The sequence below is a fragment of the Stenotrophomonas sp. Ste86 genome (assembly GCF_024519465.1).
GTDB lineage: Bacteria > Pseudomonadota > Gammaproteobacteria > Xanthomonadales > Xanthomonadaceae > Stenotrophomonas.
In genome coordinates, this window is the sequence record NZ_JALJRW010000019.1 from 37,906 (window position 1) to 59,913 (window position 22,008).

The 22,008-nt window shown below is 67.0% G+C and carries 20 protein-coding genes; 14 read left to right on the plus strand and 6 right to left on the minus strand.

What is annotated here, in order from left to right; translation table 11 throughout:
• Positions 1-126 precede the first annotated feature (126 nt).
• From NR101_RS15170 to NR101_RS15195, 6 genes are read left to right on the plus strand one after another with little or no spacing between them, the layout of a single operon-like run.
• Positions 127-2,352, plus strand: coding sequence for a polysaccharide lyase 6 family protein (locus tag NR101_RS15170; protein ID WP_256777016.1), 2,226 nt, complete (start codon positions 127-129; stop codon positions 2,350-2,352).
• Complete coding sequence (locus NR101_RS15175; protein ID WP_256777018.1) at positions 2,349-4,583, plus strand: oligoalginate lyase; 2,235 nt, start codon at positions 2,349-2,351, stop codon at positions 4,581-4,583. The genes NR101_RS15170 and NR101_RS15175 overlap by 4 nt, the downstream gene beginning before the upstream one ends.
• Complete coding sequence (locus NR101_RS15180; RefSeq protein WP_256777019.1) at positions 4,580-5,872, plus strand: MFS transporter; 1,293 nt, start codon at positions 4,580-4,582, stop codon at positions 5,870-5,872. The genes NR101_RS15175 and NR101_RS15180 overlap by 4 nt, the downstream gene beginning before the upstream one ends.
• A 43-nt stretch (positions 5,873-5,915) precedes the next feature.
• Complete coding sequence (locus NR101_RS15185; protein WP_256777020.1) at positions 5,916-6,671, plus strand: glucose 1-dehydrogenase; 756 nt, start codon at positions 5,916-5,918, stop codon at positions 6,669-6,671.
• A gap of 35 nt (positions 6,672-6,706) precedes the next feature.
• Complete coding sequence (locus NR101_RS15190; RefSeq protein WP_256777021.1) at positions 6,707-7,888, plus strand: GDSL-type esterase/lipase family protein; 1,182 nt, start codon at positions 6,707-6,709, stop codon at positions 7,886-7,888.
• Complete coding sequence (locus NR101_RS15195; protein ID WP_256777022.1) at positions 7,885-8,988, plus strand: sugar kinase; 1,104 nt, start codon at positions 7,885-7,887, stop codon at positions 8,986-8,988. The genes NR101_RS15190 and NR101_RS15195 overlap by 4 nt, the downstream gene beginning before the upstream one ends.
• A gap of 26 nt (positions 8,989-9,014) precedes the next feature.
• Here the strand turns inward: NR101_RS15195 and NR101_RS15200 are convergent, their stop codons facing one another.
• Positions 9,015-9,443 carry an NUDIX domain-containing protein gene (locus NR101_RS15200; protein ID WP_256777023.1) on the minus strand — a complete coding sequence of 143 codons (429 nt, stop codon included), beginning with the start codon at positions 9,441-9,443 and terminating at the stop codon, positions 9,015-9,017.
• A 125-nt stretch (positions 9,444-9,568) separates the two neighbouring features.
• Positions 9,569-10,141, minus strand: coding sequence for an Ax21 family protein (locus NR101_RS15205; RefSeq protein WP_137191825.1), 573 nt, complete (start codon positions 10,139-10,141; stop codon positions 9,569-9,571).
• Between the two features lie 694 nt (positions 10,142-10,835).
• Here NR101_RS15205 and NR101_RS15210 point away from each other — a divergent pair.
• Positions 10,836-11,198, plus strand: a complete 363-nt coding sequence (locus NR101_RS15210; protein ID WP_256777048.1) for a DUF1428 domain-containing protein — start codon at positions 10,836-10,838, stop codon at positions 11,196-11,198.
• An 88-nt stretch (positions 11,199-11,286) separates the two neighbouring features.
• On the plus strand, positions 11,287-11,856 hold the full coding sequence (locus NR101_RS15215; protein ID WP_256777024.1) for a metal-dependent hydrolase: 570 nt from the start codon (positions 11,287-11,289) through the stop codon (positions 11,854-11,856).
• Between the two features lie 51 nt (positions 11,857-11,907).
• Here NR101_RS15215 and NR101_RS15220 read toward each other — a convergent pair whose 3' ends face one another.
• The 4 genes from NR101_RS15220 to NR101_RS15235 all read right to left on the minus strand — a co-directional run bounded on the left by NR101_RS15220 (position 11,908) and on the right by NR101_RS15235 (position 16,823).
• Positions 11,908-12,576, minus strand: a complete 669-nt coding sequence (locus NR101_RS15220) for a hypothetical protein (protein WP_256777026.1) — start codon at positions 12,574-12,576, stop codon at positions 11,908-11,910.
• A 118-nt stretch (positions 12,577-12,694) separates the two neighbouring features.
• Positions 12,695-13,444 (minus strand): NrdJb, encoded by a 750-nt coding sequence (locus NR101_RS15225; protein WP_256777027.1) that lies wholly within the window; start codon positions 13,442-13,444, stop codon positions 12,695-12,697.
• A gap of 87 nt (positions 13,445-13,531) precedes the next feature.
• Complete coding sequence (locus NR101_RS15230) at positions 13,532-14,485, minus strand: histone (protein ID WP_256777028.1); 954 nt, start codon at positions 14,483-14,485, stop codon at positions 13,532-13,534.
• 181 nt (positions 14,486-14,666) lie between these two features.
• The gene (locus NR101_RS15235; RefSeq protein ID WP_256777029.1) at positions 14,667-16,823 is read right to left on the minus strand and encodes an adenosylcobalamin-dependent ribonucleoside-diphosphate reductase; all 2,157 of its coding nucleotides are present in this window, start codon (positions 16,821-16,823) and stop codon (positions 14,667-14,669) included.
• A gap of 304 nt (positions 16,824-17,127) precedes the next feature.
• Between NR101_RS15235 and NR101_RS15240 the strand changes: the two genes are divergently transcribed.
• The 6 genes from NR101_RS15240 (at position 17,128) to NR101_RS15265 (ending at position 21,995) form a co-directional block, all read left to right on the plus strand.
• Complete coding sequence (locus NR101_RS15240; RefSeq protein ID WP_256777030.1) at positions 17,128-18,555, plus strand: Do family serine endopeptidase; 1,428 nt, start codon at positions 17,128-17,130, stop codon at positions 18,553-18,555.
• A gap of 133 nt (positions 18,556-18,688) precedes the next feature.
• A complete protein-coding gene (locus NR101_RS15245) occupies positions 18,689-19,054 on the plus strand; it encodes a hypothetical protein (protein ID WP_256777031.1) in 366 nt (121 codons plus the stop codon).
• Positions 19,055-19,060: 6 nt separating this feature from the next.
• Positions 19,061-19,561 (plus strand): phage holin family protein, encoded by a 501-nt coding sequence (locus tag NR101_RS15250; RefSeq protein ID WP_256777033.1) that lies wholly within the window; start codon positions 19,061-19,063, stop codon positions 19,559-19,561.
• Positions 19,558-20,034, plus strand: a complete 477-nt coding sequence (locus NR101_RS15255; protein ID WP_256777034.1) for a protein sip-5 — start codon at positions 19,558-19,560, stop codon at positions 20,032-20,034. The genes NR101_RS15250 and NR101_RS15255 overlap by 4 nt, the downstream gene beginning before the upstream one ends.
• A gap of 111 nt (positions 20,035-20,145) precedes the next feature.
• Positions 20,146-21,237 carry an AI-2E family transporter gene (locus NR101_RS15260; RefSeq protein ID WP_256777035.1) on the plus strand — a complete coding sequence of 364 codons (1,092 nt, stop codon included), beginning with the start codon at positions 20,146-20,148 and terminating at the stop codon, positions 21,235-21,237.
• 47 nt (positions 21,238-21,284) lie between these two features.
• Positions 21,285-21,995, plus strand: coding sequence for an HAD-IA family hydrolase (locus NR101_RS15265; RefSeq protein WP_256777036.1), 711 nt, complete (start codon positions 21,285-21,287; stop codon positions 21,993-21,995).
• The last annotated feature ends 13 nt before the right edge of the window (positions 21,996-22,008 follow it).

The window sequence follows — 22,008 nt, forward strand, 5'->3', positions numbered from 1 at the left end:
TATGCGCAACTGGCGAACCACATGCATCTAAAGTGGTATGCGATTGTGGTTGACGGACGCATTGGACGACCTGTTACGATCCGGACTCGCGTTTCGATGCCACGGTTGATCTGGGAGGGTAAGCCGATGACTCTGCAACATTCTCAAGCGCCACGTGCGCTGCGTCCGCTGCTCACCGCCCTGGCATTGGGCCTTGCGGCCGGCGCACTGCCCGCCTTCGCGGCCGACCATCTGGTCCATGATGCCGCCGGGTATGCCGCGGCGACCAAAGCGCTGCAGCCGGGCGATACCGTGATCCTCGCCGACGGCGTATGGCGCGACATCGACCTGCTGCTACGCGGCACCGGCAAAATTGGTCAACCAATTAAGCTGACAGCGCAGACCCCGGGCAAGGTGATCCTCAGCGGCCAGTCGCAGCTGCGCCTGGCCGGATCGTACCTGGAGGTGTCCAACCTGGTGTTCCGCGATGGCTGGGCCCCGGGCAGCGAAGTGGTGTCCTTCCGCGCCTCGTCCAAGGAGTGGTCCACCCACAGCCGGGTGACCGGCGTGGTGATCGACGGCTACAACAAGCCGGACCGCCAGCAGTCGGACAACTGGGTCGGGATGTACGGCCAGGACAACCGCTTCGATCACAACCAGCTGGTGGGCAAGACCAACGCCGGCACCACCCTGGTGGTGGTGCGCAACACCAGCAGTGGGCTGGACAACCGCCACCGCATCGACCACAACTGGTTCGGCCCGCGCCCCAACCTGGGCAGCAACGGCGGTGAGACCATCCGGGTGGGCACCAGCACCGACTCGCAGTCCGATTCGAATACGGTAGTGGAGAACAACTGGTTCGAGCAGTGCGATGGCGAAGTGGAGATCGTATCCAACAAGTCCGGCGGCAACCTGTATCGCGGCAACGTGTTCTTTGAATCGCGCGGCTCGATGGTGCTGCGCCACGGCCATGGCAACGTGGTCGAGCGCAATGTGTTCCTCGGCAACAACAAGGCCCACACCGGCGGCGTGCGGGTGATCAACCGCCACCAGATCGTGCGCGACAACTACTTCGAGAACATCGCCGGTGACAACTTCGCCGCCGCGCTCGCAGTGATGGCCGGCACCCGCGATGCGCCGTTGAACCGCTATGAGCAGGTGGACGATGCCCTGATCGAGCGCAACAGCTTCATCGGCGTGCGCCAGGTGTTCCTCGGTGCGGGCCTGGATGACGAGCGCAACGCCATGCCGGTCAACAGCCGCCTGCGCGGCAACCTGTTCATCGGCGATGGTAGTCGCGAGCTGCTGCGCAGCGAAGGCGATCTGGGGGGCATTGCCTTCAGCGGCAACGTGCAGAGCCCCAGCGTGTCGCCCGGCTTCCCGGCGGGTGTGAGCGCGCAGAAGGTCACCCTGCAGCGCGCGGCCAACGGGCTGCAGTACCCGGTGGAAACCATCGCGGCGGGCGCGCCGCGCGATCTCGCGCCGGTCGCGCGCGAACAGGTCGGCGTGAGCTGGTATCCCAAGACGCTCACCAGCACCGCGCTGGACAGCGGTGCCACCCACAAGGTGGCCCCGGGTGAGGACACCCTGAGCCGCGCGATGGCCAACAGCGCCCCCGGTGACCAGTTGCAGCTGCAGCGCGGCCAGTACCGCATCGACCAGGTGTTGAACGTGGACCATCCGGTCAGCGTGATCGGCCCCCGCCGGGGGCGCGCCAGCCTGCAGTTCTCGCGCCCTGCCCTGTTCGAGATCCGCGCCGGCGGTTCACTCAAGCTGACCGGGCTGGACATCGACGGTGCGCTGGCGCCGGACGCGGCCGGCAACGCGGTGGTGCGCATCGCCCCGGGCAGCCAGGCGTTCAACTACACCCTGCTGATCGAAGACAGCCGCATCCACGGGCTGACCACCAACAAGGCCTTCGACGTGATCAACGCCGGCAAGGGCAGCCTGGCCGCGCGCATCGCGCTGCGCAACACCACCGTGGAGGACATCAGCGGCAGCGTGATTGCCGCCGCTGCCGAAACCGACGACCTGGGCACTTACAACGCCGAGCAGGTGGACATCGTGGATTCGACGTTCCGGAACATCGCCGGGCCACTGTTGAACCTGTATCGCGGCGGCACCGATGAAAGCACCTTCGGCCCGACGCTGCGGGTGCATGGCAACCAGCTTGAAAACGTCGGCGTAGCTGCCGACACCAGCCTGCGCCTGCATGGCGTGCAGACCGCCACGCTGACCGACAACCAGTTCCTCCGCAGCGGACGCGTGCGCTTCAGCCACCGCGTCGGCGAGCCCCGCCTGGCCGCGCACGGCAACGTGCTCAACGCCACCGCGGCGATGCAGTCCGATACTCCAGCCGAGACCCTGCCATGACGCGTTCCACGCCCCTGATGCTGCTGCTGGCGGCCTCCTTCAGCGCCGCCGCGCTGCCCGCCGTTGCCGCCGCACCTGCCGGCACCCAACAACCGGCGGCCGCTGCCAGCGCCCCGGTACTGGTCACCGCCGCGCAGTGGCAGCAGATGCGCAGCGATGGCAGCAGATACCCGGTGTTTGCCAAGGAACAGCAGCGCGCCGAGCGCCTGGTGCGCGGCATGATCAAGGCCGGCATCGATGTGCCGGTGCCCAAGGACAAGGGCGGCGGCTACACCCACGAACAGCACAAGCGCAATTACCAGGCCATCCAGGCCGCCGGCGCGCTGTACCGGCTGACCGGCGACAAGGTGTATGCCGACTACGCGCGCGACCTGCTGCTGGGTTACGCCAAGCTGTACCCCGGGCTGGGCGCGCATCCGCAGGGCCGCGGGCAGATTCCCGGCCGGCTGTTCTGGCAGACCCTCAACGATTCGGTGTGGCTGGTGAGCGCGGTGCAGGGCTACGACGCGATCCGCGACAGCCTCAGCGCGGCAGACCGCAAGACCATCGACGACAACGTGTTCCGGCCGATGGCCGACTTCCTCAGCGGTACGCCGGAAAACTTCGACAAGATCCACAACCACGCCACCTGGGCGGTGGCGGCGGTGGGCATGACCGGTTACGTGCTGCGCGACACGACTTACGTGGACAAGGCGTTGAACGGCAGCAAGCGCGATGGCAGCGCCGGCTTCCTCAAGCAGGTGGACCAGCTGTTCTCGCCGGACGGCTATTACGAGGAAGGCCCCTACTACCAGCGTTATGCGCTGGCACCATTCATCCTGTTCGCCAATGCGGTCCAGCGCAACGAACCGCAGCACGGCATCTTCAAGCGCCGCGACGGGGTGTTGCTGAAGGCCGTCGATTCGCTGGTGCAGAGCAGCTACGGCGGCTACTTCTTCCCGATCAACGACGCCATCCTGGACAAAGGCCTGGACACCGAAGAACTGGTGGCCGGCATCGACATCGCCTACGCGCAGACCAGCGACGCGCGGCTGCTGTCGGTGGCCAAGGCACAGAAGCGCGTGCTGCTTTCGCCCGAAGGCCTGCAGGTGGCCCAGGCGCTGGCGCAGGACAAGGCCAAGCCGTTCGCCTTCGTACCCACGCTGCTGCGCGATGGCCCGGACGGCACCGAGGGTGCGCTGGCGATCCTGCGCATGGGCGGTGAAAACGGCCAGGCACTGGTGATGAAGAACACCAAGCAGGGCATGGGCCACGGCCACTTCGACAAGCTCAACTGGCTGTTCTACGACAACGGCCAGCGCGTGGTCAGCGATTACGGCGCCGCGCGTTTCCTCAACATCGAGGCCAAGGCCGGCGGCATCTACCTGCCCGAGAACAACAGCTGGGCGCGGCAGACGCTCGCCCACAACACGCTGGTGGTGAACGAGCAGAGCCACTTCGGCGGCGACTGGAAGAAGGGGCAGGCGCTGGCGCCGACGCCGCTGCTGTTCGCGGTCAACGACGATACCCAGATCGCCTCGGCGCGCATGGACGGTGCCTACGACGGGGTGAGCTTCACCCGCACCCAGGTGCTGCTGGCCCATCCCGCGCTGACCGAGCCGGTGGTGCTGGACCTGCTGCGGGTCAACGGCAACAAAGCGGCGCGCTATGACCTGCCGTTGCACTTCAACGGCCACATCATGGACGCGGGCTTCAAGGCGCAGTCGGCGGTGGCCGCGCGGCCGGTGCTGGGCAAGGCCAACGGCTACCAGCACGTGTGGATCGATGCGTCCAGCGAGCCGAGCAGCGAGGCGCGCAGCCTCACCTGGCTGCTGGACGGACGCTTCTATACCTATCGCTTCGCCAGCACCGCACCGTCGCGTGCGCTGATCGGCGAAAGCGGGGCCAATGATCCCTCGTTCAACCTGCGCCGCGAACCGATGCTGCTGCAGCGCGTGGATGGGCAGGCTGCCACCACGTTCTATGGCGTGCTCGAACCGCATGGCCAGTACGACGGCACCGCCGAAACCGTGCGCGGGGCCAACAGCCGCATCGACCGCATCGCCCACTACCGGGGCAAGGATGCCGACGTGCTGGTACTGGACCTGGCCGGCGGCAAGCGCGTGGCGCTGGGCATCGCCGATGACCCGTCCAAGGGCGGCGCGCATGAGGTGAGCGGCGATGGCCACAGCTGGCGTTGGGACGGCGGCTGGAAGCGCTTTGACACCGGCAGCGGCAAGGACGGCAAATGAAGGTCACCACCCAAGCGCGCACCTACGTGCGCTGGTTGATCGTGGCGCTGATCGCCGTTGCCACGGTCATCAACTACATCGACCGCAACGCCCTGGCGGTGATGTGGCCGCAGATCTCCAAGGATGTGGGCGCAACCAAGGAAGACTACGCGCTGCTGGTCACGGTGTTCATGCTGTTCTACGCCGCCGGGCAGTTCGTGTTCGGCCGGTTGTTCGACATCATCGGCACGCGCCTGGGCTTTGCGCTGTCGATCGCGGTGTGGTCGATCTCGATCGCGCTGCACTCGGTCACCCACTCCATCCTGTCCTTCAGCCTGGTGCGGGCGATGCTCGGCATCAGCGAGGCCGGTGCCTGGCCGGGCGCGGTGAAGGCCAACGCCGAGTGGTTCCCCGCCCGTGAGCGGGCACTGGCGCAGGGCGTGTTCAATGCCGGCGCGTCGATCGGGGCGATCATCTCCGCGCCGCTGATCGCGGTGCTGTTCCTGTGGCTGGGCTGGCGCGGCACCTTCATCCTGATAGGTGCGATAGGCTTCATCTGGCTGCTGCCGTGGCTGATCATCTACCGCGCCGGGCCGGACAAGCACCCGTGGGTGAGCGCGGCCGAGCGCGCGTTGATCCTGGATGCGCCGACCGAACAGCTGGCGGTGCCGGTGGCCGAGTACGTGCCCAACGTGCGCCAGCTGCTGGGCCATCGGCAGACCTGGGGCATCCTGATTTCGCGGTTCTTCCTGGACCCGATCTGGTGGCTGTTCGTGTCCTGGCTGCCGATCTACCTGGCCGACACCTTCGGCTTTGACATCAAGCAGATCGGCATCTTCGCCTGGGTGCCGTATGTCGGCGCGATGATCGGCAGCCTCGGCGGCGGCTGGTTGTCCGGGCGGCTGATCGGTGCCGGCTGGAGCGTGGACAAGGCACGCAAGGTGGTGATTACCCTGGGCGGGGCGATCATGGCCCCAGCCCTGCTTGGCGCGGTGCTGGCCACCGACCCGGTATGGGCGGTGGTCACCATTGCCTTCGTGCTGTTCGGCTTCCAGATCGCCATCGGCAACATCCAGACCCTGCCCGGCGACATCTTCAGCGGCAAGTCGGTCGGTTCGGTGGCCGGTCTGGGCGGCATGGCCGCCGTGGCCGGCACGCTGATCACCACCTGGCTGGTGCCGGCGATGACCCACGAATCCTACGCACCCATTTTCATCCTGGTGGCCGCGCTGGTGCCGGCTTCCCTGCTGGCGCTGTGGCTGGTGACCGGCCGCGTGGAGAAGATCCACGGCCCGGCCGAACCGCGCTGATTTCCTTTCCGTTTTTTCCCCCAACGCATCACAGGAGTTTTCCATGACCCAATTCAAGGACAAGGTGGCCATCGTCACCGGTGGCGGCCGTGACATCGGCCGCGAGATCTCGCTCAAGCTGGCCGCAGCCGGTGCCAGGGTGTGCATCAACTACGCCAACGACGAGGCCAGCGCGCAGGACACGTTGAAGCAGATCGAAGCGGCCGGTGGCACTGCCATCGTGCACCGCGCCGACGTCACCGATGCCAAGGCGGTGGCCGGCATGGTCGCGGCCACGCAGGCCGCGTTCGGCCCGCAGATCGACGTGCTGGTGAACGTGGCCGGTGGCATGGTGCAGCGCCGTCCGCTGGCCGAGATCGACGAGGCGTTCTTCCACAAGGTGATGGACCTCAACATGAGCTCGGTGTACCTGACCACCCATGCGGTGGTGCCGCACATGCCCGAAGGCGGTGCGATCGTGAACTTCGCCTCGCAGGCCGGTCGCGATGGCGGTGGCCCGGGCGCGGCGATCTACGCCACCGCCAAGGCCGCGGTGATGACCTTCACCCGGGCCATGGCCAAGGAGCTGGGCCCGCGCGGCATCCGCGTCAATGCGCTGTGCTGCGGCATGATCGCCACCCGCTTCCATGATGAGTTCACCAAGCCGGAAGTGCGCACCGCCGTGGCAGGCAACACCCCGCTGCGCCGCCAGGGCCGTCCGCAGGAAGCCGCCGACACGGCCGTGTACCTGGCCTCGGACGCGGCCGGTTTCATCACCGGTGCCAACGTGGACGTCAACGGCGGCACTTACTTCTCTTGATGGATATGTTCTGCTGACCGCCTGGGAGGGCTGCCATGCTGCGCTGGACCACTGCACTTTCGATTGCACTTGCCACCAGCGCCGCTGCGCTGCCCGCCCATGCCCAGGTCTGGGTGCCGGCATGGACCGCCTCGCCGGCACCGGACCGCCTGGACGGCACGCCGGAGGCCCCGGTGCAGTTTGCCCGGCAGACCGTGCGTCAGGACATGCGCCTGGCCAGCTCGGCCACCGCGCTGCGCTTCCGCATCAGCAATGAACTGGGCGATGCGCCGCTGACCATTGGCGGCGCCTCGGCCCAACGTACCGGCACGGCCACCCCGGCCAAGCTGGTCACTTTCAATGGTCGCAGCGAAGTGGTGGTGCCCGTGGGCGCCGCCCTGCTCAGCGACCCGGTGGCGATGACGGTGCCGGCCTTGGCCGATGTATCGCTCACCGTGTATTTCCCCGAACCGACCAAGCCGGCCGTGCGGCGTACCGCACTGCGCATCGTCGACGGCCGCCAGGCCGAGGTGGCCGACAAGGTCAAACTCGCCTACCGGCAGAACGTGGTGTCGGCGGTGCTCGCCGAACGCGCCAGCAAGCCGGTGGTGGTGGTCGCCCTGGGCGATTCGATCACCGAAGGCGCCACGGCCACGCGCGGCAGCAACGGCGATTGGCCGGCGCTGCTGTCCGCGCGCCTGCAGCAGGCCTGCCCGGACCGGGTGGTGGTGGTCAACGCCGGCATCAGCGGCAACAAGGTGATGGACCACGGACGCAGCCACAGCGCGCTGGCGCGGCTGGACCGCGACGTGATCGCGCTGCCCAACGTGAGCAAGGTGATCGTGTTCGAAGGCATCAACGACATCCGCCACGACGGCGGCACCCCGCCCAAGGCCGGCCGCAACGCTGAGGACATGGTGCTGGGCTACCGGCAGATCGCCGAGCGCCTGCACGGCAACGGCATCGGTGCGATCGCGGCGACCATCACCCCGTTCGGCGGCTCGGACCGCTACGAGCCCACCGCCGCCGCTACCCGCACCCAGCTCAACACCTGGATGCGCGGCGGCCGCAGCGGCTATGACGGCCTGATCGACTTCGACCAGATCCTGCGCGACCCGGCCAACCCGGAAAACCTGCCCGAGGACATTACCCGCGACCACCTGCATCCCAACGATGAAGGTTACCGGCGCATGGCCGAGGGCATCGACCTGGGCCTGCTGGGGTGCAAGGCACGATGAGCACGCAGCAGTTCGCGCTGGCCGCAGCGCACGGCCAGCGCTGGGATGCACTGGCGCTGGGCGAGGTGATGCTGCGCTTCGATCCCGGCGAAGGCCGGATCCGCAACGCGCGCCAGTTCAACGTGTGGGAAGGCGGTGGCGAGTACAACGTGGCGCGGGGCCTGTGCAGCACCTTCGGGCACCGCAGCGGGGTGTTGACCGCGTTGCCGCGCAACGAACTGGGTGCGCTGGCCCAACAGCTGATCCAGGCCGGTGGCGTGGATACCGGCCAGATCCTGTGGCGCGAGTACGATGGCATCGGCCGCAACACCCGCATGGGCCTGAACTTCACCGAGCGCGGCTTTGGGGTGCGTGCACCGCTGGGCATCTCCGATCGCGCTACCTCGGCCGCCTCGCAGCTGCAGGCCCACGAATACGACTGGGACGTGCTGTTCGGCCGCGACGGCGCGCGCTGGCTGCATACCGGCGGCATCTTCGCTGCGCTGTCCGAGCACAGCGCGCAGACCGCCATCGCCGCGGTGCGGGCCGCGCGCCGGCACGGCGTGGCGGTGTCCTACGACCTCAACTACCGCGCCAGCCTCTGGGACAGCCATCCCGACCCGGATGCGGCCCGGCATGCCAACTGCGCCATCGCCGCCGAGTGCGATCTGCTGGTGGGCGATGAGTACTCGTTTGCGGCGTGCCTGGGCATGGAGCTGGCCGACCTGGGTCGACGCACCACGCCGATGGATGTGGGCCCGGCCGACGCCGCCGCGCAGCGCGCACTGCAGCGCTTCCCGAACCTGCAGGCGGTGGCCTTCACCCTGCGCGACGCCAGCAACGCCGCACGCAATGGCTGGGGCGGTGCATTGCGTACGCGCGAGACATTGTTCGTCTCGCGCACGCGTGAGGTCGACCTGCTCGATCGCGTGGGCGGCGGCGATGCCTTCGTGGCCGGCGTGGTACACGCCCTGCTCAGCGGCAAGGGCGAACAGGCCGCGGTGGAACTGGGCGCGGCGCATGGCGCGCTGGCAATGTCCACGCCGGGCGACAACGCCTGCGCCAGTCTGGAAGAAGTGGAAGCGGTGGCACGCGGCGACAGCGCCGCCGCCAAGCGCTGACCCGGCACCGACCGCAGCGCGACCGTTCAGTGCGCCATTGAAAGATGCGCCAGCGCGCGCAACGTGGACACGGTCAGCGGCGTGGGCAACGCATCGGGGGTAAACCAACCCAGGGCGAGCAACGCCTCCGGTTCCTTCACTTCCGCTACCTGCGTTTTATCCTGCTTACGCACCAGATACACCGGCGCCACCCAGTGCTGGCCCAGCGCCGGTTCGAAATGGTCCACCACGCACAGCAACCGCTCCACCGCCACGCGCAGCCCGGTTTCCTCCTCGACCTCGCGGATCACCGCGTGTTCGACGGTTTCCATCCAGTCCACCTTGCCGCCGGGCAGGCCCCAGTGGCCTCTCTCCGGCTCGCGCCCGCGCTGCACCAGCAGGAGTGCGCCATCGGCGCGCTGCACGACGGCACCACAGCCAAGCCGGGGGTGTTGAGGATCGGAGGGCGTGGTCATGCGGGAGCCTTGGGTGTGAGAACGCGCATTATCGACGGTGCCGCGCGAAGAACGAGAAAGGCCCGGCAATGCCGGGCCTTTCCTGCCACGCCGTTCAGGCACGTGGCGATGCGGTCACGCTGGAATTACCAGCTGAAGCGCGGGCCGACCGACCATTCCTTGTCACCATGGCGATCCATCTTGATGTCGCCGTTGATGCCCCAGTTCTGGTTCAACTTCACCTGGCCACCCAGGCGGCCGTAGAACTGGCCATCCGGATTGACGCCGTGCTTCTTGCTGTAATCCTCGTAGCCGGCCATCGCATAGACTTCGGCGTGCTGGCCGAACGCGGTACGGATACCGGCTTCAGCGCTGTAGCCGTTGAAGTCCAGGCCTTCCTTCGGGTCGAACTTGTTGTAGGCAACGCGGCCCACGAAGTCGGTGCTGTTGCCGATTTCCTGGTTGTAGCCAACGCCGACGCGCCACTGGTCAACCTTGAAGTTGCCGATGTCGGTCTTCTGCTGGTTGTACTCACCGAAGGCGTGGAAGTTCGGCAGGAACGCATAGGAACCCTTCACGCCCCAACCATCGGCCTTGCCGCCGTCTGCGTCGGTCTTGACGTAGTCGCCTTCGGCGTAGTTGTAGGACAGGCCTTCAGCAGCCGAAGCGGCGAACGGCAGGGCGGCGGCGAGGGCCAGGGCAATCAACGAAGTCTTCATGGGGGTACACCTTTTTGTCGTGAACTGCTTGCAGCCAGCGCGGACGCCGCTCTGCATCGGGAATGTAAATTCTCCGTTATTCGCCACAACCCGCCCTGAAGTCGATAGGTTTCATATCAGTGAATTTTTGGCGGCGGTTCAGTTGCGCTCTGGCATATACGCGCGCGCTGCGATTTCAGCGGGAAACAGCGCTGAAGCTGTGCATGCGGCGTGATCCTGGCGACGTTGATGCTGAACAACAAGGGAAGGCCACGGCGCCGTGCGGCGATACGCCAGCATCGGCAAACAGCAATTGGAATCTGGTCACGACGATGCCCTTTCGGGGCGTCACGCGTTGGGGAAGCCGCTCTTGGGGAGTAGTCGGCTAACGCGTCCATCCTCCGTGATACACCGGCAACGCAACGGAGGCGTTGCTCAGGTCGCTCGTGTGGGCGTCCTTTCCGGCTCCCCATCTTCGATGGAATGCGTCAGCCCCGATATCAGGATCTTCCTCGTCGGCGTTCGGATTTTTCTGACCCCATACGCGCATGGATGCCTGCGTATTGTACAACCCGTTGAATTTACTGAAATTTACCAGTCAGGGCGATCCTCATCACATCGACAAAGTGCACTGCGGCGCACTGTCGATCGTTCTCCCCCTGATTCGTCGTATGCAGTGAAGGCGCCCATTCCGGTGCGCCATCCGGAGCTTGGCATGGCTTATATCGATGGATTCGTAATCGCCGTCCCCACCGCGAACAAGGACGCATTCCTCAAGCACGCACAGATGTGTGATGCGATCTGCATCGAGCACGGCGCCACCCGCGTGGTGGAGTGCTGGGGCGATGATGTGCCGCACGGCAAACAGACCGACTTCCATCGTGCGGTGGAGGCCAAGGCGGATGAAACGGTGCTTTTTTCGTGGATCGAATGGCCGGACAAGGCCACCCGCGATGCCGGCATGCAGAAGATGATGGATGACCCGCGCATGGATCCGGAAACCAATCCGATGCCGTTCGATGGCAAGCGGATGATCTACGGCGGCTTTGTGCCGGTGGTGGAGCTGAGCGGGACGTAAGGACTTCATCCGGGCCACACAGTGGCCCCATCGTCCGCCCACGCCGAGGCAGGATCCTGACCGCTCTACGGTCATCGGTCCTGCCGCGATGTCATCCCTTGCCGGCCATGCCTGCGCTGGCCTCACCGCCTTCCTGTGCTGGAACGCGCGCGCGCCGGCGCCCTCGCGGGCGGCGATAGTGCCGTTCGTGTTCCTCGCGGTGTGTCCGGACCTGGACTATCTGGGGATCTGGCTGCTCGGCTATGGCGCCAACCCGCGTCTCACCCACAGCCTGTTGTTCGCATTGATCGCGGCGGTGGCCGCGAACCGGATGGCGAAGGCCGTTGGCGTCCAACTGGCGCTGCCGTGGCTGCTGGCGGCCAGCGCCCCGCACCCACTGCTGGATCTGCTGGTGGGCGCGCATCCGGTGCCGCTGTTCTGGCCACTGCAGGCTGAGGTGTCCCTGCCGGGTGTGCTGCCCAGTGCCGGCGCGCTGAAGTTCGACAACGTCTATCTGTGGCGCAACCTGCTGATCGAATTGGGGGTGTTGCTGCCGGTGTTTGCCGCGCTGGTTGTGATGGCGCGCGGTGCGGCGTTGCGCCGATGGCATACCTGGGCGCTGTGCGTTGCGCCGGTCTGGGCCGCGTTTGTCGCCTGGTCGATCAGCCTGCCGCGTTGACGCCTGCAGGGCGGCACACGCCGTCGTAGTCGCAGCGTTGGTCGAACGCGCTCAGCGTGCGTGGCCGCTGTCGTCGTCGGCGCCGTGGCCCATGCCCATGCCCATGCCGCCACCGGCCATGCCGCCACCGCCACCGCCAGCTTTGCCGCCGGCCTTGTCGCCGTCCCCCTTGCCCTTCGCAACGGCGCTGGGACGGGCCGGCCCCTGCTGCGGGATGGCCACGCTGGCCGGGATCGGCGCGAGGTCGAGCGCTGCGCGGATGAAGTCGCGCAGCGACACCACCAGTTCAGCGGTCTGCACCGGGCGCCCCTGCGCCAGTTCGGTGGCCGCGCGCGCGGCCAGCCGCACCTGGTCATCGGTGCCGAGCAGGATGATGTCCGACAGTGCGGCTTCCACCGCGTCGCGGATGCGCCGCGCGCGATCGCTGCCGGCGTCGATGCCGTCGGGCAATGACAGCGCATCGTCCGGCGCGGCGCGGTGCAGGTCGCGCAGATGGCGTGGGTCCACATGCAGCGTACCGGTGAACGACCCGCCCAGGACCTTGTAGGCGGCGATCAGCGTGCGCAGGCGTTCGTTGATCTGCCGGTTCTCGCGCTCGCGCCGCTGCTGCAGGGTCTGCATCACCAGCAGCCGGATGCCGACGCCGATCAGGGTGATCACCGCCAACCCCACCAGGGTGGAAAGCATGGCCTGCCAGGAACTGAAATCTAGACCGCGCATGGCGTCTCCCTTGTCGAGGGGCAACCCTAGCAGGGCGCGTGGACAGACTACGTCGACAGAGGTCGTTCGCCCGCGGCGGTGAGGCTCACCGTACCGGCACTGCGCGACACCGGCGCCCTCACCCGCACTTGGAATACCCGCAGTTCAAACACGTCGCACACCCATCCAGGATCACCAGCGCCTGGGTGTTGCACTTGTGGCACATGCTGGCGCTCGGCGGGAAGCTCGTACCATCGCCGGTCACGACCAGGTCTTCCTCGTGGTCGGCGGTGCTGTCGGGGGCGTGCTGCTCGTACTGGCGGCGCTTGTCGGCGATCAGCGCGCGTTGCGCCGGGCTCAGCTCGGGGTCGTGCAGCAGGCCGATCGACTTGAGGTGCGCTTCGATGATGCTGCCCAGCTCGGCCACCAGCGAGGGCATGTAGACGCCGCCGGCCTTGTAGTAGCCACCGCGCGGGTCGAACACGGCCTTCATTTCTTCGACCAGGAACGTCACGTCGCCGCCCTTGCGGAACACCGCGGACATGATCCGGGTCAGCGCGACGATCCACTGGAAATGCTCCATCGACTTGGAGTTGATGAACACTTCGAACGGGCGCCGCAGCTCATGCTCGGTGCCGGGGTTGAGCACGATGTCGTTGATGGTCACGTAGAAGGCGTGCTCCACCAGCGGGGATTTGATCTTGTAGGTATTGCCGATCAACACGTCGGGGCGCTCGATGCGCTCGTGCATCTGCACGATGTTGTCGGAGGGTGCCAGGGCCGGGGCGGTGGCGAGGGCGGGCGCTGCATTGGCAGCGGCCTGGCGCGTCTTCTCCTCGGGGGTGAGCACGGCGTAGCCCTTGATCTTCTGGTCGATCCTGACAGCCATGGTGCGGTTCCTCGTGCGCCTGCAGGGAGTACCCGTCTGCGACCGCGTCACGGCACCTGCCCGGAGGCAGGCGCCGTGCTTACCGACTTACTTGCGGCCGCGCTTGGCCGGGGCCTTGCGGGCCACGGTCTTGGCAGCGCTGGCGCGCTTGGCCGGAGCAGCCTTGCGGGCTACGGTCTTCTTGGCCACGGCCTTCTTGGCGGTCGCGGTCTTCTTGGCCACAGCCTTCTTGGCCACGGCGACCTTCTTGCCGACGGTCTTGCGGGCAACGGCGGTCTTCTTGCCGACCACCTTCTTGGCCGCGGTGGTCTTCTTGCCAACGACCTTCTTGGCCGCTGCGGTCTTCCTGGTCACGGCCTTCTTGGCGGTGGCGACTTTCTTGCCGACCACCTTCTTGGCGGCGGCGGTCTTCTTGCCGACGACCTTCTTGGCCACGGTCGACTTCTTGGCGACCGTCTTCTTGGCCACGGCGACCTTCTTGCCGACGGCCTTCTTGGCGACGGCGGTCTTCTTGCCAACCACCTTCTTGGCGGTCGCGGTCTTCTTGGCGACAGTCTTCTTGGCCACGGCAACCTTCTTGCCGACGACCTTCTTGGCGGCGGCGGTCTTCTTGGTCACGGCCTTCTTGGCGGTGGCGACCTTCTTGCCGGCAACCTTCTTGGCGGCCTTGGTGGTCTTGGTCACGGCCTTCTCGGCGGCGGCCTTCTTCTTGGCAACCTGCTTCTTCAGCGAGGCAGCTTCGGCCTTGGCGTTGCTCTTGGCCGCTTCCAGCTTCTTCTTGGCGCTGGCCAGGGTCTTGCCGACCGACTTGGCCGCCTTGTCAGCCTTCTTGGCGACGGTCTTCTCGGCCTTCTGCACGGCCTTCTTGACCTTGGCAACCTGGGTGGTGGCAGCCTTGCGTGCGCGCTTGACGGTCTTCTTCACCGAGGCAACCGCATCTTCAGTGGTGGTGGCGATGGCCTCGCCCACTTTGCCAGCCACTTCCTTCACTTCGTCGACGCCCTGGGTCAGGGTCGCGGTCACACCATTGCCGTTGCTCATGATTGCCTCCTATAGGGGCTGGTTAGTCAAATCGCTGGCGATGCTATACCGGCGCGGTCCATCGTGGAACGGTCTTGTCGCAGCCCATGAGCCGCATCTGTGCTTGGCGGGCCGGCGATGCGTGCGCCCGGGCAACCGGGCATCTGCAGCAAACCCCTTTAAAACAGCTTCCGTACATGAATCAGAACTTGCCGTAGTAGCCCTCCTTGAGCGCGTCGAACAGATTGGCGGCGGTGTGCAATTGACCGTCGTACTCGATCTGTTCGTTGCCCTTTACCTCCACAACTGCGCCGTCTTCGAGCTCGAAACGGTAGGTGGTGTTCTCCAGATCGGCCTCCTTGACCAGCACGCCCTGGAACGCGGCCGGGTTGAAACGGAAGGTGGTGCAGCCCTTCAATCCCTGCGCATGGGCGTAGCGGTAGATGTCCTTGAACTGCTCGTAGGGGTAGTCGGTGGGGACGTTGGCGGTCTTGGAGATCGAGCTGTCCACCCACTTCTGCGCGGCGGCCTGGACATCGACGTGGGCCTCGGGCGAAATGTCGTCGGCAGCGATGAAGTAGGCCGGCAGCCGGGCGTCCTGCGCTTCTGCAAACGGCATCGCGCGCGGGTTGACCCGGTGGCGGTAGGCCAGCAGTTCGTAGGAGAACACGTCCACCTTCGCCTTGCTGTTGCGGCCCTCGACGATCACGTTGCGGCTGTAGTGGTGGGCAAAGGATGGCTCGATGCCGTTGGAGGCGTTGTTTGCCAGCGACAGGCTGATGGTGCCGGTGGGGGCGATCGAGCTGTGGTGGGTAAAGCGCGCGCCGACCTCGGCCAGTTCCGCCACCAGCGCCGGGGCGACCTCGGCGATGCGCTGCATGTAACGGCTGTAGCGCGCGTGCAGCACCCTGCCCTCCACCTGCTGGCCAACCCGCCAGCCGTCGTCGACCATCTCCGGGCGTTGGCGCAGCATCGCCGCGGTCACCTCGACGGTCTCCTGCATGATCGGCGCCGGCCCTTTTTCGCGGGCCAGCGCCAGCCCGGTTTCCCAGCCGGCGATGGCCATCTCGCGGGCCACGTCCTCGGTGAACGCGCACGAGGCCGGGTCGCCATAGGTCATCTGCAGCATCGCCAGGGTCGAGCCGAGGCCGAGGAAGCCCATTCCGTGCCGGCGCTTGCGCAGGATCTCCTGGCGCTGCTGTTCCAGCGGCAGGCCATTGACCTCGACCACGTTGTCGAGCATGCGGGTGAACACCCGCACCACCTCCTTGTATTGGTCCCAGTCGAAGCGGGCCTGCGCGGTGAACGGGTCGCGCACGAAGCGGGTGAGGTTGACCGAGCCGAGCAGGCAGGCGCCGTAGGGCGGCAGCGGCTGCTCCCCGCACGGGTTGGTCGCGCGGATGTCTTCGCACCACCAGGCGTTGTTCATCTCGTTGACCCGGTCGATGAGGATGAAACCGGGCTCGGCATAGTCGTAGGTGGACACCATGATCATGTCCCACAGGTGCCGCGCACGCAGCTGGCCATACACCCGGCAGGCGACCAGGCCATCCTCGCGCACCACGTACCCGCGATGGGTCGGCCACGACCGCCACTGCACCTGTGCCTGGTCGGCCAGGTCCTGGTCGGCCGCTTCGGCGCGGGTCAGCGGGAACAGCAGCGGCCAGTCGGCATCGTCTTCGATGGCCTGCATGAAGCCGTCGGTGATCAGCAGCGACAGGTTGAACTGGCGCAGCCGGCCGTCCTCGCGCTTGGCGCGGATGAACTCGCGCACGTCCGGATGCGACACATCGAAGGTACCCATCTGCGCACCGCGCCGCCCCCCGGCCGAGGACACGGTGAAACACATCTTGTCGAAGATATCCATGAAGGACATCGGCCCGGAGGTGTGCGCGCCGGCCCCGGCGACGAACGCCCCGCGCGGTCGCAACGTACTGAACTCATAGCCGATGCCGCAGCCGGCCTTGAGGGTGAGCCCGGCTTCGTGGACCTTCTGCAGGATGCCGTCCATCGAGTCTTCGATGGTGCCCGAGACGGTGCAGTTGATCGTGCTGGTGGCCGGCTTGTGCGCCTGCGCGCCGGCGTTGGAGATGATCCGCCCGGCCGGGATCGCGCCACGGCGCAGTGCCCAGGTGAAGCGCTCGTTCCAGTGCTGGCGCAGTTCGGCGGTGGTTTCCGCATCGGCCAGCGCGCGGGCCACGCGCAGGTAGGTGGCGTCGATGTCCGCATCCAGCGGTTCGCCCTGCCGGGTCTTGAGGCGGTATTTGCGGTCCCAGATATCCAGCGAGGCCGGCTGCAGCGGTACGCCGTCGGCATCGGCGCCTGCGTCGCGGATCTGGTCCAGGGGCAGCGTGCTCATCGCAGGGCAGGCTCCATCAGGCACGGGCCACGGCCTGATCGTTGACGGCGTGTCGTTGCCCCGGACAGCAAACCCAACCTCTTGGGGCAATCCTGATCGGCAACGCAACATCTTGTGGCCGATGCCTTCCCAGCTTACCCCTGCCGAAGGCGCTGTCAACGCCGACCGAAGGCCGCAGCGCCTGGAACGGCGGGGGCGAATGCAGGCCGATTTCATTCGCGGTTTAGGCGCGGGCGGACACACTCATTCAGCTTGCTTTACCGTATGCATGTCTTTACCTCTTTCGATACGGAACCGCCGGACCATGCGACCGCTCCCGACTCTGCTCACGCTGGCCTTTGCCGCCGCCTTCGGTGGCTTCACCGCCACGGCCATCAACGCGCATCTGGACAACCGTGCCGAAGCGGCACCGGTGTCGCTGGCCATTCCCGCCACGGCCGCACTGCCGGCAGCGGTCGCCGGGCAGACGGTGCCGTCGCTGGCACCGATGCTGGAGCGGGTGATGCCGGCGGTGGTGAGCGTCAACACCAAGCAGGTGGTGCGCGTGCGCAACCCGTTCTTCAACGATCCGATCCTGCGCCGGCTGTTCCCCGAAGTGCCGCAGGAACGCATCAACGAATCGCTGGGCTCGGGGGTGATCATCGACGCCAGCGCGGGTCTGGTGCTGACCAACCACCACGTCATCGACAACGCCGACGACGTGCAGGTGACGCTGGCCGACGGGCGCACGGTGAAGGCCGAGTTCCTCGGTTCGGACCGCGATACCGACATCGCGCTGATCCGCATCCCCGCCGACAAGCTCACCGCGCTGCCGCTGGGCAACAGCGAACAGCTGCGCGTGGGCGACTTCGTGGTGGCCATCGGCAACCCGTTCGGCTTCAGCCAGACGGTGACCTCGGGCATCGTCTCGGCGGTGGGCCGAAGCGGCATCCGCGGGCTGGGCTACCAGAACTTCATCCAGACCGATGCGTCGATCAACCCGGGCAACTCCGGTGGCGCGCTGGTCAACCTGCAGGGCCAGCTGGTGGGCATCAATACGGCCAGCTTCAATCCGCAGGGCAGCATGGCCGGCAACATCGGCCTGGGCCTGGCCATTCCGTCCAACCTTGCCCGCGACGTGGTCGACCAGTTGGTCAAGCATGGCGTGGTGGTGCGCGGCACGCTCGGCGTGGAAGCGCAGAACCTCACCCAGCAGATCGCCCAGGGGCTGGGCCTGACCGAATCGCGTGGCGCGCTGGTGACGCGCGTGCTGGCAGGGTCCGGCGCCGCCGCGGCCGGGCTGCGGCCGGGCGATGTGGTGGTGAGCGCCAACGGCCAGCGCGTGGACAGCGCGCAGGCCCTGCACAACGTGGAAGGGCTGACCCCGGTCGGCAGCACGCTGAGCCTGGACATCCGCCGCGATGGCAAGCCGCTGCAGCTCAAGGCCACGCTGAAGGAACAGGCGCGTGCGGTCAGCGGCGATACGCTGGATCCGCGCCTGGTCGGGGCTACCTTCGTGGACCTGCCCGAATCGCTGCGCCAGGCCGGTATCAGTGGCGTGCAGGTAAGCGAGGTCAAGCGCGGCAGCCGCGCGGCCACGTCGGGATTGGCCGCCGGCGATGTCATCACCGAAACCAGCGCCGGTGAATTTGCCGACCTGGCCAGCTGGCGCGCCAACTTCCAGCAACGCCCGCCGCAACTGGTGCTGCGCATCGTGCGCGGCAACACGCCTGGCGTGCTGGTGATGCGCTGAACGGCTCAGCCGGTCTTCGCGCGCAACTCACGGGGCGTAACACGCCCTACACCCGGCCGATGCTATTACCTTGCGTTCGTTATCGGGGTCCCTCCCCGGTCACCTTCCCCATCGCACATAACGGAGAGTCACGATGAGCCCCACCAATACCGAAAACCTGAAGGAACACCTGGGCGAAGCCGGTTCGCACCTGAAGTCCGCGGCCAGCGCCGCCGGCGGTGCGATCAAGGGCGCCACCGGTGCGGCCGGCGACGAACTGCGCATCGGCAAGGCCAACGTCAAGGCCGAACTGTCCGACACGGCGCTGTCGGGCCTGGCGGCCGCTGAATTTGGCGGTGCCGCTGCCAAGGAACAGGTCGATGCACTGATGGACAAGGGCAAGGACCTGGTCGACAGCGCTGCCGAGCTGATCCGTGAGCGTCCGCTGGCCTCCTTCGGCGTGGCCTTCGCCGCCGGTTGGATCATCGCCAAGCTGGCCCGCAGCGGCGGCGACAAGTAAGTCGGCGTGAGCGATCAAGCCCAGTCGACCGCTACCGGTGGCGCGGAATCCCCGCCACCGGACAGCGGTGAAAAAGCACCGCGCCTGGACGAGAGCATCCGCCAGGTCGGTGAGGCCGGCCGTGAGACCGTCGAGTCGGCCAAGCACACCCTGCGCTCGCTGCGACGGTTGGCCTCGGCCGACTTCGCGCTGGCGCGCAGTGCGTTTGGCCGTGCGCTGGCATGGGCTGGCGTGGCGATCGTGTTCGGCGCGTCGGCCTGGCTGTTGCTGGCCGGCACGCTGATCGCCCTGATGCAGCGTTGGGGCCTGTCCTGGTTCCACTCGCTGCTGATCACCTCGGTCGTCAGCCTGCTGGTGACCGGCTATGCGATGTGGCGGGTGTCGTTCTTCTTCCGTCATACCGGCATGCATGCCACCCGCCGGCAGTTGTCGCGGCTGGGGCTGTATGACGAACCCAGCGATGAAGATCCCGATGCCGACGTCGATACGACGGGGGTGAAGCGATGAACTTCGAAGCCTTGCGCCAGCGCGTGCAGCGTGCCGAGCTGGTGGTGGCGGTGCGAGTGGAAAAAACCCGCAGCAGCTGGTTCTCCCTCAGCACCGTCTGGCGTGCCGGGTGGACGCCGATGCGGATCATAACCGTGGGTCTTGCCGGCGGCTTCCTGGCCGGCAAACTGGAACCGACCGGGCTCGGCGCCAAGGTGCAGGGTGCGCGTTGGCTGCAGATGATCGGCTCGGTCTCCAATCTGGTGGCCAGTACCCAGGCCGCGTTCGCCTCGATGCAGGCCGGCGAAGCGGCCGAGACCGCCGAGCAGGCGGCCGACAAGGTGGACGATGCCACCGATGACCTGGCCCGCCCGGCTCCCCGGGCAGCTGCACCAGCGCCGCGGGTCAGCCCGCAGCCGCAGCCGCGCGTCGAACCGGCCTCGCCGCAACAGCCGCAACCGGCCGAAGCAGCCACCGATATTTCCGAACGCTGAAACCAGGCCCTGCCGTACTGCGGTGGGGCCTCGCTTTTCCTGCACGGATACAACACGCCGCCCGCACCCGGCTTGCCCAATAATGGCGCTCCCTTCCTGCCCGGCGCCCGCATGAGCGTTCCTGCCGCTACCCCCGACGACACCGTCGCCACTGCCCCACTGCCGCGCCCGCGTGCGCCCATGTCGCTGGTGGTGCTGGCCACGTTGGCGGTCTGTTTCACCCTGTGGGCGGCCCAGGAAGTGATCCTGCCGGTGCTGCTGGCGATGTTCTTCGCGCTGGTGGGCAACCCGATCCTGCGTCTGCTCGGCAAGCTGTGGATTCCGCGCTTCCTCGCGGCGGTGCTGGTGATCGGCGCGGGCCTGAGCGGCGCGGCGGCACTGGGCGTGCAGCTGGTCGGCCCGGCGATGGAATGGGCGCAGGAAGCACCGCAGCAACTGCGCAAGGTGGCGCGCCAGGTGCAGGACCTGACCAAGCCGGTGCAGCAGGCCAACCAGGCCGCGGAGAACTTCGCGCGGGTGGCCGGCGGCGAAGGCAGCCGGCGCGTGCAGATCGTGCGCACCCAGCTCGATGACCCTTACAAAGTGCTCACCCGTGCACCGCGACTGGCCGCCTCGGTGCTGGCGGTGGTACTGCTGACGCTGTTCTTCATGATCTACGGGCAGAGCCTGCAGAAGCATGCGATCGCGCTCTTCCCCAGCCGCCAGCAACAGCGCTTCACCACCGACATCCTGCGTTCGATCGAACGCGAGGTATCGCGCTACGTGCTCACCATCACCGTGATCAATACGCTGGTGGGACTGGTGTTTTCCGGGGTGTTGCTGCTGCTGGGCATCAGCCTGCAGGAAGCGCTGCTTTGGGGCACGGTGGCTGCGCTGCTCAACTTCGCCCCGTACGTGGGCCCGTTGATCGGGGTGGCGTTGATGCTGCTGATGGGCTTTGTCGAGTTCAGCGATCCGCTCAAGGCGCTGCTGCCGGCTGCCTGCTACCTGGCCCTGCACACGGTGGAAGGCCAGGTGGTCACGCCGATCGTGCTGGGCCGGCGCATGGCGATCTCGCCGCTGATCCTGATCCTGGCACTGATGGTGTTCGGCTGGCTGTGGGGCATGGTCGGGCTGCTGCTGGCGGTGCCGCTGCTGGTCTGCATCAAGCTGGTGCTGGCGCGGTTGGAGGGTACCCACGGGTGGGCGCGGCTGCTTGAATGAACCGATCCGGGCATGCCCGCCCCGGATGGCAGGCGTAGAATGGGCGGGTGAATTTCCCAGTCCAAGCCATCACCCTCGACCTCGACGACACCTTGTGGCCGTTCGCCCCCATCGGCGCGCGCATCGACCAGGTGTTGTTCGACTGGATGCGCCAGCACAGCCCCGCCACCGCCGCGATGTACCCGGTGGCGGCCATGCGCGAGCTGCGCGAGCGCTCCTTCCACGCCAACCCGCACCTGCACCATGACCTCAGCGCGCTGCGCCGGTTGACGCTGAGCGAGGCGCTGGAGAAAAGCGGTGCCGACCTGGCCCTGCTCGAACCGGCCTATGAAGCGTTCTACGCCGCGCGCAACCAGGTGGAGTTCTACCCGGACGCGCTCGACGCGCTGGCGCGGATCGCCGCCAAGGTGCCTGTCGCCGCGCTCAGCAACGGCAACGCCGACCTGCAGCGGATCGGCCTGGCCCACCATTTCACCTTCCAGCTGGGCTCGCGCGAACACGGCGCGGCCAAGCCGGCGGCCAGCATTTTCCACGCCGCCTGCGACCGCCTGGGCGTTGCCCCCGCGCATGTGCTGCACGTGGGCGACCACGCCGACATGGACGTGGTTGGTGCGATGCAGGCCGGCCTGCGCGGTTGCTGGATCAACCGCGAAGACCACGCCTGGCCCCATCCTTCGCTGCAGCCCGACCTGCAGTTCGACACCCTGACCGGGCTGGCCGACTGGCTGGATGCCAACGCATCCGTCGCTCACGCCTGACCACGAACGGAGC